13 protein-coding genes and 1 tRNA gene are annotated in these 11952 nt (G+C 66.1%); 7 read left to right on the top strand and 7 right to left on the bottom strand.

Annotated elements, in window-relative coordinates; genetic code table 11:
- Nucleotides 1-80: 80 nt before the first annotated feature.
- From CSC94_RS00250 to pdxY, 3 genes are read right to left on the bottom strand one after another with little or no spacing between them, the layout of a single operon-like run.
- A complete protein-coding gene (locus tag CSC94_RS00250) occupies nucleotides 81-764 on the bottom strand; it encodes a carbonic anhydrase (RefSeq protein ID WP_099302549.1) in 684 nt (227 codons plus the stop codon).
- Nucleotides 765-821: 57 nt separating this feature from the next.
- The gene (locus CSC94_RS00255; RefSeq protein ID WP_099302551.1) at nucleotides 822-1583 is read right to left on the bottom strand and encodes a DUF429 domain-containing protein; all 762 of its coding nucleotides are present in this window, start codon (nucleotides 1581-1583) and stop codon (nucleotides 822-824) included.
- Nucleotides 1580-2452, bottom strand: a complete 873-nt coding sequence (gene pdxY / locus CSC94_RS00260; protein WP_099302553.1) for a pyridoxal kinase PdxY — start codon at nucleotides 2450-2452, stop codon at nucleotides 1580-1582. The genes CSC94_RS00255 and pdxY overlap by 4 nt, the downstream gene beginning before the upstream one ends.
- A 135-nt stretch (nucleotides 2453-2587) precedes the next feature.
- On the opposite strand from pdxY, the gene CSC94_RS00265 reads away from it, so the two are divergent.
- Entirely contained in the window at nucleotides 2588-3094 is a 507-nt protein-coding gene (locus CSC94_RS00265) for a GNAT family N-acetyltransferase (protein WP_099302555.1), read from the top strand.
- A gap of 135 nt (nucleotides 3095-3229) precedes the next feature.
- On the top strand, nucleotides 3230-3763 hold the full coding sequence (gene ppa, locus CSC94_RS00270) for an inorganic diphosphatase (RefSeq protein ID WP_099302557.1): 534 nt from the start codon (nucleotides 3230-3232) through the stop codon (nucleotides 3761-3763).
- 78 nt (nucleotides 3764-3841) lie between these two features.
- On the opposite strand, the gene CSC94_RS00275 is transcribed toward ppa, so the two are convergent.
- The 3 genes from CSC94_RS00275 to CSC94_RS00285 all read right to left on the bottom strand — a co-directional run bounded on the left by CSC94_RS00275 (nucleotide 3842) and on the right by CSC94_RS00285 (nucleotide 5107).
- Nucleotides 3842-4441 (bottom strand): hypothetical protein, encoded by a 600-nt coding sequence (locus CSC94_RS00275; protein WP_099302559.1) that lies wholly within the window; start codon nucleotides 4439-4441, stop codon nucleotides 3842-3844.
- Between the two features lie 61 nt (nucleotides 4442-4502).
- On the bottom strand, nucleotides 4503-4820 hold the full coding sequence (locus tag CSC94_RS00280) for a DUF167 family protein (protein ID WP_099302561.1): 318 nt from the start codon (nucleotides 4818-4820) through the stop codon (nucleotides 4503-4505).
- Entirely contained in the window at nucleotides 4817-5107 is a 291-nt protein-coding gene (locus CSC94_RS00285) for a YggT family protein (protein WP_099302563.1), read from the bottom strand. The genes CSC94_RS00280 and CSC94_RS00285 overlap by 4 nt, the downstream gene beginning before the upstream one ends.
- Nucleotides 5108-5259: 152 nt before the next feature.
- Between CSC94_RS00285 and CSC94_RS00290 the strand changes: the two genes are divergently transcribed.
- The 5 genes from CSC94_RS00290 (at nucleotide 5260) to CSC94_RS00315 (ending at nucleotide 11262) form a co-directional block, all read left to right on the top strand.
- Nucleotides 5260-5335, top strand: a tRNA-Ala gene (locus tag CSC94_RS00290).
- A 113-nt stretch (nucleotides 5336-5448) separates the two neighbouring features.
- Nucleotides 5449-7797, top strand: a complete 2349-nt coding sequence (locus CSC94_RS00295) for a heavy metal translocating P-type ATPase (RefSeq protein WP_099302565.1) — start codon at nucleotides 5449-5451, stop codon at nucleotides 7795-7797.
- 575 nt (nucleotides 7798-8372) lie between these two features.
- Nucleotides 8373-8963 (top strand): c-type cytochrome, encoded by a 591-nt coding sequence (locus CSC94_RS00305; protein ID WP_099302569.1) that lies wholly within the window; start codon nucleotides 8373-8375, stop codon nucleotides 8961-8963.
- 3 nt (nucleotides 8964-8966) lie between these two features.
- Nucleotides 8967-9854, top strand: a complete 888-nt coding sequence (locus CSC94_RS00310) for a c-type cytochrome (protein ID WP_099302571.1) — start codon at nucleotides 8967-8969, stop codon at nucleotides 9852-9854.
- Between the two features lie 4 nt (nucleotides 9855-9858).
- Nucleotides 9859-11262 (top strand): multicopper oxidase family protein, encoded by a 1404-nt coding sequence (locus CSC94_RS00315; RefSeq protein ID WP_099302573.1) that lies wholly within the window; start codon nucleotides 9859-9861, stop codon nucleotides 11260-11262.
- A gap of 219 nt (nucleotides 11263-11481) precedes the next feature.
- On the opposite strand, the gene CSC94_RS00320 is transcribed toward CSC94_RS00315, so the two are convergent.
- Complete coding sequence (locus tag CSC94_RS00320) at nucleotides 11482-11949, bottom strand: thermonuclease family protein (RefSeq protein WP_099302575.1); 468 nt, start codon at nucleotides 11947-11949, stop codon at nucleotides 11482-11484.
- Nucleotides 11950-11952: the final 3 nt, after the last annotated feature.

Genomic DNA, 11952 nt, shown 5'->3' on the forward strand with positions numbered 1-11952 from the left:
CGGTGGCAGAGTCGCGCCCGTCCCGCAAGCGATGTAACGGCAACATGAAACCCGGGCGGGTCCGGTTGGCGGCTCCCGTTTCAGGCGCCGGCGTCGCCGGACACGGCCTCTTCCGCCTCGATGCCGGCGGGCAGACGCTCGAAATCCCCGCTCTGGGTATTCATGATCCACAACTCCCCGGTCGAGATATCGAACCAGGCGCCATGCAGCGCCAGGCGCCCCTTCTTTTCGAGGATGTCGACACAGGGGAAGCTGCGCAGGTTGTTCAGTGAATAGCGGATCGAGATGCGCTCGAGCGCGGTCTGCTTTTCCGTCCCGGTCATGAAGGAATAGGATCCCACGGCTTCCGAGGCGGGGCCGAGCAGGCCCATCCACTTGCCGATGAAATCGCCCGGGGACAGCGGCTGCGCATCCGTGGTCAGCGCAGCCGAGATGCCGCCGCAGCGGCCGTGCCCGAGTACGAGGATGTTCTTCACCTTGAGGCTCTGGACCGCGAACTCCAGCGCCGCCGAGGTGGAATGGTATTCGCCGTCCGGCTTGTACGGCGGCACGAGGTTGGCCACGTTGCGCACGACGAACAGTTCGCCGGGCAGCGCATTGAAGATCATTTCCGGCGCGGCCCGGGAATCGCAGCAGGCAATGACCATGGTTTCCGGCTTCTGGCCTTCGCGCGCCAGTGTCTTGTAGCGCTGCGTCTCCACGGCAAAGCGGCCCTGCATGAAGTCGCGGTAGCCCTGGGAGAGGGACGAGGGAAACAAACTCATGGCAATGGCCCTTCTTGCGATACGCTCACACCGATCAAGCCGTGTCGGCAGGGACTGTCAAGCACGAATGCAGATCGGGATGCCGAACGGATCGGCGAGTGGCGGGTCCGGAAACGTCTGCGTAGACCCGGCCGAATGACGCCGCGCGATCATCAGGCAGGCCATCGCGTCCAGGCAATCATCCTCCGCGGCACCCGCCGGTGGGTCCTGCCGGACGAGCGCTTCCGGCAGGCCGCAGCGGACCAGCAGGGCGCGGCGCTCGGCCATCCCCGGACCGTCGATCCGCCCTTTCACCTTCTTCGGCAGCGCCATCGCCCGCTCCCCGTTGAGCCGCCAGAACGCCAGTTCCGGGTGGCATTCGAAAATTTGCGTCCGCAACTCCGGCCGTTCCAGCAGCAGCCGGTCGATCTCGCGGATCTTGGCGAACAGCGTGAACGCCTGGAAGGCAAGGCCGCGCGGCGGATCGGACGTCTCGCGGGCGGCCCGGTCGGCCCGTTTGCGTGCCGCGCGCATGGCCTCCCAGTCGACAAACGGACCCGGTTCGGCATAGACGGCCGTGCGGGACGGGATGGAAAACACGCTCGACTGCCGGCCTCCCAGCAAGGGCCGGATCGCCTGCTCCGGCCCGCGTCCGCCCCGGCCGATGCGATCGGGCAGGCCGATCGGCATGTCGACGGCCACGATCGCACCATCGCCGAGTTGCTCGATGAGCCCCGAAAAGGTCGCGCTGACGATCAGATCAGGTGCCTTGCCGCCGGCCTCGACCGCGGCCACCCAACCGGCCTTGCAACCGTCAACGCCGGCGAGGATGACGCTCACGTTTTCGCCCGCTTCGGTGCCGGCCGGGCCAGTTGCCGCATCGTGACCATGGCGAGCGGATGGCGCAGGCTGTCAGCTTCCCGTTCCAGCAGCAACTCGTCCGATCCGGCCCTGACCGACCGGCTGAGGACCTCGAAGACCGACGCGGTCGCCTTTTCCAGCGCACCGGTCTCGTCCTGCCCCATGAGAAGCCGCGCCAGGAACAGCGCCGCGGTCAGGTCGCCCGGCCCGTTCGGCGCATTCGCGATCATCCGGTGTTCCGCCAGCACAGCCCTGCGCTTCGTGACCAGCAGGTTGGCAGTCGCATCGGCCATCATCGCGTGCGCCGATGTCACCAGCAGCCGTTCGGTGCCGATCCGGGCCGCGGCCTTGAGAATGTCCGAATTGGTTTCCAGCCTGTCATCCGCGAGCCAGTCGAGTTCGAACCGGTTCGGCGTGGCGATATCGGCGAGCGGCAGCAGGTGATCGCGGATGGCGGTCGCGGTGTCCGGCTGGACGTAGAGTCCGCCCTGGTCGCCGATGACCGGGTCGCAGACGTGGAGGACACCGGGATGGTGCGACTTGATCTCCGAAACGAGGTCTGCAACGGCCTTCGCCTGGGATGCGTTGCCGAGGTACCCCGTCAGGACCGCGGCCAGTTCGCCGGTCCAGGGAGACCGCGCCAGGTCGGCCAGGAAACTCCGGAAATCGCTGTCGGATGGAACGATCCGCGTCGCCGGACCGTGCCCCGGATGCCAGGGCAAGATGACCGTCGGCGCCGCCCAGACTGGAAAGCCCAGCGTTTCCAGGGCGAAAACCGCGGCCCGGTTCCCCACGGAACCGCGCGCCACGTGGCTCGAAATCACCAGGATCGCCTTGCCTTCAGCCATTCCGCCTGTCCCGCCTGCTGCCAGAAGTCTGCCTTGCTTATGCCATGGCCCCGCCGCCGCGAACAGGAGAAGACTGTGGGGAGTGCAAAGGTTGAACTTGGCGCTCGCTGCGCTCTCGATTATGGTTAAGGAACCATGAACACGTTGAGCATCGACATACGGCGCGCAGAGCCACAGGACGCAGAAGCCATCTCGGACGTGCACCTGCACGCCTGGCGGGGTGCCTATGCCGGGATCATTCCCCACAGCGCGCTGTCGCGGATGATCAGCAGGCGCGGGCCGCAATGGTGGGAACATGCGATCCGCCGCGCGGCCTCCGTGCTGGTGGTCGAGATCGGCGGCACGATTGCCGGCTATGCCACGCTTGGGCGCAACCGGGCCCGCGAACTCAGCCACCAGGGCGAGATCTACGAGCTCTACATTCTCCCCGAATACCAGGGCATCGGCCTGGGGTCGCGCCTTTTTGAGGCAGCCCGGGAAACCCTGCGCGACCACGGCCTCAAGGGCCTGGTGGTCTGGGCGCTCGAGGAGAACGACAATGCCCAGGCGTTCTATTTCGGGCGTGGCGGCGAGGACGTTGCCGAGGGCGTTGAAGTCTTCGATTCGAAGGCATTGCGCAAGGTCGCCTTCGTCTGGCACTGACGCCAGGCTGTTGTTTCGGGACCGCTGTCCCGTCATCCGGCGTTTCCTGAACCAGTGCCATTGGCATTATGTGGCATTGCACAATCGACTTGGCTCGTCTATCGGAGGCGCAAAGATAACCCCCCGGAGAGAGCCATGCGCATCGACGCCATTTCCATCGGCAAGAATCCGCCGGAAGACATCAACGTCATCATCGAGGTCCAGGTCGGCGGTCACCCGATCAAGTACGAGATGGACAAGGAAGCCGGAACCCTCGTGGTCGACCGGTTCCTCTACACGCCGATGACCTACCCCGGCAATTACGGCTTCGTCCCGCACACCCTGTCGGAGGACGGCGACCCGATCGACGTGCTGGTCTGCAACACCCGACCGCTGGTGCCGGGCTGCGTCATCAATGTCCGCCCTATCGGCGTCCTGGTCATGGAGGACGATGGCGGCAAGGACGAGAAGATCCTTGCCGTGCCGACGCACAAGCTGACCAAGCGCTACGACGGCGTCGAGAACTACGACGACCTGCCGGAGATCACGCTCAAGCAGATCGAGCATTTCTTCGAGCACTACAAGGACCTGGAACCCGGCAAGTGGGTCAAGATCGGTGGCTGGCAGAACGCGGAAGCCGCCAGGAAGATGATCCTCGAGGCCATCGACCGCGCCGGCGGAAAGGCCTGATCGGCCATCTTCGGGCAATGGAAGTACGAGAGCCGGGCCTGACCGCCCGGCTTTTTCATGGCCCGGTTCGCGCAGAGATCATTCCCGCTTGTAGCGCGCGGGTGTGGGCAGCGGCACGCTGCCGGCCCGCACCACCGGTTCGTCACGCCAGCAGGCAAAGCCACGCGCATGGTCATCGGCGATCTCGCGGGCCTGCACGTTATGCCCCGGATTGCCCGGCGCCACCACGTAGCCGACGACGCACCCGTCGTGATCGTCGGGCTGCGCCACCTTCGACACCACGAGCACCTCGATGTTCTTTTCCGGCACGTCCGTCGCGATCGACCAGCGCAGGATCGTCGCGAACGGGACACCCTTGTCCAGCCGCCACTCGATCGAGCCGGAGACGCCGTTGAACCCGTTGAAGCTTTCCCAGCTCGTCGGTTTGTCGCCGGATGGGAAGCCGTAGAACATGCTCTCGCGCGCATCGGCGTAGGACAGATAGACCGGGTAGTCGCCGTAGCCGGTGCACAGAAGCTCCGACCAGTCCCCGCCTTCATCTTCGGCGGGTTCCGCCGTGACCTTGCAGGTGTCCTCGGCATGCAGCTTCGTGTAGGCGCTGTCCGGCGCTGCCTGCGCCAAAGGCGCGGCCAGTAGGAGGGGCAGAACGGAAGGGACGGCAAGCAGAAGTCGGCGCATGGGACATCTCCGGTTGATCGTCACGCGCGACAGCCTGCCAGAGACCGGGCCGGAGCGCCAGTCAGCGATTGCCCAGAAGGGCATCCAGACGGGCAGAAAGCTCGCCGGCGTCGCCGCCGACCGTCACCGTCTTCAGCCGCGCCGTTCCGCCGCCGGTCACCGCGACGGCAGAGGGTGGAACGCCGAGCCATTTGGCCAGCAGTTTTTCCAGTGCCGTATTGGCCTTGCCCTTTTCGGGAACGGCGCGCACGCGGGCTTTCAGGTGAACCGATCCGTCGGACGCCTCGCCCACGCCTTCCACGTCATCGCGCGCCGCTTTCGGCGTCAGCCGGACGAAGATCTCCAAGCCGTCGCGGGTCTCGCGCCAGCAGGCGCTCACAGCAGCGCCGGCGCGATCGTCGTCCAAAGGAGCTGGCGGAAGAAGAAGATGGCCAGGAACAGCACGATCGGCGACAGGTCGATGCCGCCGAGATCCGGCAGGATGCGGCGGATCGGGCGCAGCACCGGTTCGGTCGCCTTGTACAGGAAGTCGCCGATCATCGACACGAATTGGTTGCGCGAATTGATCACGTTGAAGGCGAACAGCCACGAATAGATGACCATGGCGATCAGGATCCAGGTATAGATGTCGAGCGCCAGGTCGATGGTGCGAAGCAGGGCTAGCATGGTCACGGTCCGTTTGTCGTGACCGACATGTAGCCATTGAGGCTACCTGCGGCAAGACCGGGCATCCCGCAGCGCATCATCACGGTTAAATCCGCGCGATGCTTTTGCTTGACAGCATGCCGCCTGCTCACCTAAATGCGGCTCACTGGAACGGGGCCGTAGCTCAGCTGGGAGAGCGCGTCGTTCGCAATGACGAGGTCAGGGGTTCGATCCCCCTCGGCTCCACCAGTTCTTCTTTTCTGATGAATTATTCCGTATTTTCAATACTTTGTTATTATCGCGCGCCTCGGCGCGGGCCGGGCGCTTGACCTTGCCGTAGCTGGAACCACTATCTTTCCGGCATGGCACACGAACATCCCCACTCCCATCACCATGCTGGTCATGCCCCGTCGGGCGATGCCGTCACGGATCCGGTCTGCGGAATGACGGTGACGCCGGGCGCTCAGACGCCCACCGCGTCCTACAGGGGCGAGGTCTTCCATTTCTGTTCGGGGAAATGCCATGACCGGTTCGAGGCCGACCCCTGGCACCATGCCAGCCGTCGCGCCACCGGCAGGACCGGCATGGACGGCGAGGCACGGCAATACACCTGCCCGATGCACCCGGAGATCATCCGCGACGAACCCGGAAGCTGCCCGATCTGCGGCATGGCGCTGGAACCGGTCACCGCCGCGCCGGACGAGAAGAACGAGGAGCTCGTTGACTTCACCCGGCGCATGTGGATCGCCGTGGCGGCGGCGGTGCCGCTCATGATCCTGACCATGGGCTCCATGATCGGCCTGCCCGTCCGCGACTGGATCGGCCACCAGTTCGCCGGTTACATCGAGTTCGTCCTCGCCACGCCCGTGGTCCTCTGGGTCGCCCTGCCATTCTTCAGGCGCGGCTGGTCTTCCGTCGTCAATGTCTCCCCGAACATGTGGACACTGATCTCGCTCGGCGTCGCGGCGGCCTATGTCTACTCCGTCTTCGCCGTCTTCCTGCCTGGCCTGTTCCCGGCCGATTACCGCGGTGAAGGTGGCGTCGGCACCTATTTCGAGGCCTCGGTGGTGATCGTCGCGCTTATCTTCGTCGGCCAGGTGCTTGAACTGCGGGCCCGCGAAAAGACCGGCGACGCGATCCGCGCGCTCATGGACCTGGCGCCGAAGACGGCACGCAGGATCACGCCCGATGGCGACGAATACGACGCTCCGCTGGAAAACATCCTGGCCGGCGACCGCTTGCGGGTCCGGCCCGGCGACAGCGTCCCGGTCGATGGCGTTCTGGTGGAAGGGCATTCCTCCGTTGACGAGAGCATGATCACCGGGGAACCCGTGCCCGTGGAAAAGAGCAGGGACGACGCCGTGACCGGGGGCACGCTCAACGGCAGCGGGTCCTTCGTCATGGAGGCCAGGAAGGTCGGCGCGGAGACCATGCTGTCCCAGATCGTCGACATGGTCGCCAATGCCCGCCGGTCCCGCGCGCCGATCCAGGGCATGGCGGACCGGGTCTCCGCGGTCTTCGTGCCCGCGGTTGTGCTAGCGGCCATCATCGCCTTTGTCGCCTGGACCGTGTTCGGCCCGGAACCGGCGCTGGCCTTTGCCTTTGTCTCCGCGGTATCGGTCCTCATCATCGCCTGCCCCTGCGCGCTGGGCCTCGCCACGCCCATTTCGATCACCACCGCGGCGGGCCGTGGCGCCCGTGCCGGCGTGCTGATCAAGGATGCCGAGGCGTTGGAGCGCATGGCCCGCGTCGATACGCTGGTCGTCGACAAGACGGGAACGCTGACCGAGGGCAAGCCGAAACTGACCGACGCCTTCGCCATGGACGGGTTCGACAAGGACGAGGTGGTTGCACTCGCCGCCAGCCTGGAACGCGGTTCGGAACATCCCTTGGCCGAGGCAATCGTCGATGGGGCGCGCAAGCGCGGCCTCGACCTCGCTGACGCGTCGGCATTCGAGGCGGTGACCGGCAAGGGCGTGAAGGGCGAAGTGCACGGCAAGGCGCTGCTGCTCGGCAATGACGCGTTGATGACGGGCGAAGGCATTGAGACGGGCGAGGCCGAAGCCGCGGTGGCGAAACTGCGTGCCGACGGCAAGACCGCCATGTACCTGGCCGCCGACGGCAGGCTGGCCGGTCTCGTCGCCGTCTTCGACCCCATCAAGGAAGGTACGCCCGCGGCCATCGAAGCGCTGCACAAGGCAGGGCTGACCATCATCATGGCGACCGGCGACAACGAGCGGACCGCCCGGGCCGTTGCCGGCAAGCTTGGCATTGACGACGTCCGCGCCGGCGTGTTGCCGGAGGATAAGAAGAAACTCGTCGACGAGTTGCATGCGAAGGGGCGAAAGGTGGCCATGGCGGGCGACGGCGTCAACGATGCACCGGCCCTGGCCGCCGCCGAGGTCGGCATCGCCATGGGCACAGGCGCCGACGTCGCGGTCGAAAGCGCCGGCATCACGCTGCTGCGCGGTGATCTGGCCGGGATTGTCCGGGCGCGGAACCTGGCCCGCGCCACGCTCCGCAACATCAAGCAGAACCTGTTTTTCGCCTTTGTCTACAATGGCGCGGGTATCCCCGTTGCGGCAGGAATCCTCTATCCGCTGACCGGAACCCTGCTTTCGCCGATGATCGCGGCGGCGGCCATGAGCCTGTCGTCCGTGTCGGTGATCTCCAATTCCCTCCGGCTGCGCCGGATCGATCTTGATGCTTGACCTTGCCTCGGATGGAAGGTCTAGATGACGGCATGCGCCGGTTTCTTGCCCTTTGCCTCATGGTCCTGTTCGCGTCCGTCCACCCTGGCGTGCCGGGCGGGCCCGTGCTTGAGGCGCATGCGGCCGCATCCCATGCACCGGTTGACGGAAACCCGTCTGTGCATACGCACCATGTCGCCGAGGCCAACCTCACGGCAATGCCGGAACATTCGTGCTGCCCGGCCATGGGCACCGCCCGCATCGCCCATGGCAAGGCCGGGCATTGCAGCGTCGACGGCGGCTTTCTGTCCCCGGCAGCCTCTGCCATACCGGCCGCGGCGCATCGCGTGTTCCCCCGGTCGGCATTCGATCGGCCAAGCGAGGCCGATCCGTCCGCCATCCCTCATCCTCCCAGGTACGTCTGACCCGCATGCCCTGCCGCCTGTCGGCCTCGCGGCGCGATGCGCCCGCGGCTTCGGGACGGCGGCAGCACAGGGATCGTCGTGGCTGCCTTTCCGTTGCCACGCATTGACTGTCAGATTGGAATCGAGACCGGATCGCCGAAGTTCCCGATCCGGCATGCAAGGGAGAAACCCATGAGAAACAAGATCATTCTTGCCGCCGTCGCCCTCTCGCTGGGCGGTGCAGCCGCAGCCTTCGCCCACGGCGGCGCAACGGGCATCGTCAAGGAACGCATGGAAGCCATGGAATCGATGGGCGACACCATGAAGGCCCTGAAACCGATGATGCAGGGCGCGGTCGCCTATGATGCCGACGCGGTCCGCCAGGGCGCCAGGTCGATCCGCGATCATGCGGCGAAGATCCAGGACCTGTTTCCGGAAGGAAGCGGCGGCCACCCGTCCGAGGCCAGGCCGGAGGTCTGGACGGAACGAAGCGATTTCGATGCGCTGGCAAAGCGCCTGCAGGTCCTGGCAGCGGGACTGAAAGCCGCCGCCGGAAATGACACGGCCATGCCCGGCAGCAGTCAGGGGATGATGGGCAGCGGACAGGGCATGATGATGGGCGGTCAGGGCATGATGGGCGGCGGTCAGGGAATGATGATGGGCGCCGTGGGGCCGTTGCCCGATCCTTCCGACCTGGCCGCCATGCCCGCCGGCGGTGTCTTTGCCATGGTCGCGCAGACCTGCTCGGCCTGCCACAGCCGCTTTCGCCAGGAAGACGAATAGCCGATGCGCGAAGTGATTGTCATGCTCGCTGCCGCCCTGGTCCTGACCGGGGCGGCAGCAGGGTCGATCGCGCTCTGGCCGATCGGCCACAATGTCCGCAACGGCGCAACGGGCGGCGATGCCGCTCGCGGGGCCTATCTCGCCCGGATGGCCGGGTGCATCGCCTGCCACACCGACACGAAGGGCGGCGGTGCACCGCTGGCCGGCGGAGTGGAATTGAAGACGGATTTCGGCACCTTCGTTACGCCGAACCTGACGACCGACCGCGAGAACGGAATTGGCGCTTGGACGCTGGCGGATTTCGACCGGGCCGTGCGCCAGGGCATCTCGCCCTCCGGCGAGCCCTACTACCCGGCGTTTCCCTATCCGTTTTACGCGCGTTTCACCGATCAGGACATCGCCGATCTCTGGGCCGCGTTCCAGACCGTGCCGGCGGTCGCTGCCCGGGCCCGCAGCCACACGATGGGCTTTCCTTTCGGTTTCCGGCCCGGCATCAAGATCTGGCGGGCCGCCTTTGTCGACCTGAAGCCGTTCACCCCGGATCCCGGCCGAAGCGAGGCGTGGAACCGCGGCAAGTACATCGTCGAGGGCCCGGCCCATTGCGGCGCGTGCCACACCCCGCGCAATCTGTTCGGCGCACGCCTCTCCGCGAACCGGTTCCATGGTTCGACATCGCTCCCGAATGGCGGCAAGGCGCCGCCGATCACCGCGGAGCACCTGAAGAAGAAAGGCTGGTCTGAACAGGACCTGGCCTATGCGCTTCAGACCGGCCTCCTTCCCGACGGCGATGCCTTCGGCGGCGCGATGGCCGAGGTCGTCAGTGGCGGCACAGCGTTTCTCACCGAAAAGGATCGCCTCGCGATCGCGACCTATCTTCTGGAGACCAGGTAAGACCATGAGACCCGACAGACGACAATTCCTGGGCCTGGCCGGTAGCGGCCTGCTTTCTGCCGCGCTTGCGCCGTCACTGATCCGGCCTGCGCGCGCCGCGGATGGCGTTCTCGAACTGAGGGCCATGCGCGCGGAGCACAGGCTTGCCGGGCCGGACCAGCCCCCGTCCCACCTGTGGACCTACAACGGTGTCAGTCCCGGACCGGAAATCCGGGTTCGCCAGGGCGAGCGCGTGCGCGTGCGCCTGGTCAACGAGCTGGAAGAGCCGACCTCGATCCATTGGCATGGCATCCGCATCGACAACGCGATGGACGGGGTGGCGGGCCTGACGCAGGACGCTGTCCCGCAGGGCGCCTCCTTCGACTACGATTTCGTCGTGCCCGACGCGGGCACCTACTGGTACCACGCCCACAACAAGAGCTGGAACCAGGTCGGACGCGGGCTCTACGGCCCGCTGATCGTGGAGGAAGCCGAACCGGTCTTTGGGCCCGGCAACGACGTCACGATCGTCCTCGACGACTGGCGGCTGACCCCGGACGGTGTGCTCGACGACGCCAGTTTCGGTTCGCTGATGGATTGGAGCCATGGCGGACGTCTGGGCAACTGGCCGACGGTCAATGGCGAAAACCGCCCGGCGATCGCGCTCCGGAAGGGCGAACCGAGCCGGCTGCGCCTGATCAACGTGTCGAACGCACGCATCTTGGCGCTGGACCCGTCGCGCTTCGGGGCAAAGGTGCTCGCATGGGACGGCCAGCCGCTGCCGCAGGCCACCACGCTCGGCTATGCGCCCCTGCTCCTTGGACCGGCACAACGTGTCGACCTGATGGTGACGCCGGACGAGGATTTCGTTCTGGAGGAAGTCTCGGCCGACGAGCCCTTTCCGCTTGCCGATTTCCGGGTCGCGGGCCAGGGCGACATGACGCCCGCACCCCGGCCGTTGCCGCTCAATGCCCTCGCCGAGCCGGACCTGGCCAAGGCGAAAACGGTGAAGGTGGACATGGCCGGCGGCGCGATGGGCGGCGCCGTGTCGATCACCTACCAGGGCAAGGTGCTGGAGGGCGAGGATTACCGGCGCACCAGGCAGGTGTGGGCCTTCAACGGCGTCGCAAACCGCATCGACAGCCCTCTGTTCTCGGTCAGACGCGGCGAGACCGTGATCATCGAGACGACCAACAACACCGCGTTCGCCCATGCCATGCACACCCATGGTCACCATTTCCGGGTGATCGAGCGAAGCGGCGCAGAGGTGGACGATGGCAAGCCGTGGCGTGACACGTTCCTGATCGGGCCGGAGCAGACGACATCCATCGCCTTCGTCGCGGACAATCCCGGCAAGTGGCTCTATCATTGTCACATGCTGGAACATGCGGCGGCGGGCATGACGGGCTGGTTCGAAGTGACGTCCTGAAGCAATTCCAGCGAAAGTGGTCACCGGTTTCGCGTCCGGAATTGCGGCGAACGAGAGCAATTCCAGTGAAAGTGGGCGCCGGTTTCGCGCCTGGAATTGCAGCGAACGAGAGCAATTCCAGCGAAAGTGGGCGCCGGTTTCGCGTCCGGAATTGCGGTTAACGAGAGCTATTCCAGCGAAAGTGGTCACCGGTTTCGCGTCCGGTCTGCCGTAAACGCCCTAGCACCAGGGTTCGCGGCGGCCCGTCCATACGCGCGCGAGACCGGCATCAACGAGCATCGACCCGGCCGTCCTGTTCCTGATCCAGAAGCGGCCGAGGGTGCGGCCGTACCGGTCCTTGCCGTGCCGCGTCAGCACGAAGGAATGGGCGTTGAGGATCGCGGCGAGCCGCAGCCGGGCTTCCTCCGCCAGCGCCGCCTCGCTGCGGCATCCCGGATTGCTCAGCTCCGGCGCATCGATGCCTTCGAGGCGGATTTTCTCGCCGCGCAGCCAGACCGTGTCGCCGTCCACGACGCAGGTCACCCGCCGCCCGCCGGCGCAGGGCGGGAAATGGGCCGAGTCGGGCCGTGTGGCCTCCGCCGGATGGCCGGGCTGGCTTGCCGCCGGCAGCAGCAACGCGGCTATTAGAATTGATGCCAGCCAGGCCAGCCAGGCGGCTCGAATCGTGAATCGCGAATGCTTTCCCATGCG

Origin of the sequence: Zhengella mangrovi (genome assembly GCF_002727065.1) — a bacterium.
Classification (GTDB): domain Bacteria; phylum Pseudomonadota; class Alphaproteobacteria; order Rhizobiales; family Rhizobiaceae; genus Zhengella; species Zhengella mangrovi.

Excerpts from the sequence above, each read along its gene's own strand:
- CSC94_RS00310 (WP_099302571.1), top strand. The coding sequence starts at position 8,967 with ATGCGCGAAGTGATTGTCATGCTCGCTGCCGCCCTGGTCCTGACCGGG.
- CSC94_RS00265 (WP_099302555.1), top strand. The coding sequence starts at position 2,588 with ATGAACACGTTGAGCATCGACATACGGCGCGCAGAGCCACAGGACGCA.
- ppa (WP_099302557.1), top strand. The coding sequence starts at position 3,230 with ATGCGCATCGACGCCATTTCCATCGGCAAGAATCCGCCGGAAGACATC.
- CSC94_RS00295 (WP_099302565.1), top strand. The coding sequence starts at position 5,449 with ATGGCACACGAACATCCCCACTCCCATCACCATGCTGGTCATGCCCCG.
- CSC94_RS00320 (WP_099302575.1), bottom strand. The coding sequence starts at position 11,949 with ATGGGAAAGCATTCGCGATTCACGATTCGAGCCGCCTGGCTGGCCTGG.
- CSC94_RS00285 (WP_099302563.1), bottom strand. The coding sequence starts at position 5,107 with ATGCTAGCCCTGCTTCGCACCATCGACCTGGCGCTCGACATCTATACC.
- CSC94_RS00305 (WP_099302569.1), top strand. The coding sequence starts at position 8,373 with ATGAGAAACAAGATCATTCTTGCCGCCGTCGCCCTCTCGCTGGGCGGT.
- CSC94_RS00315 (WP_099302573.1), top strand. The coding sequence starts at position 9,859 with ATGAGACCCGACAGACGACAATTCCTGGGCCTGGCCGGTAGCGGCCTG.
- CSC94_RS00250 (WP_099302549.1), bottom strand. The coding sequence starts at position 764 with ATGAGTTTGTTTCCCTCGTCCCTCTCCCAGGGCTACCGCGACTTCATG.
- CSC94_RS00275 (WP_099302559.1), bottom strand. The coding sequence starts at position 4,441 with ATGCGCCGACTTCTGCTTGCCGTCCCTTCCGTTCTGCCCCTCCTACTG.
- pdxY (WP_099302553.1), bottom strand. The coding sequence starts at position 2,452 with ATGGCTGAAGGCAAGGCGATCCTGGTGATTTCGAGCCACGTGGCGCGC.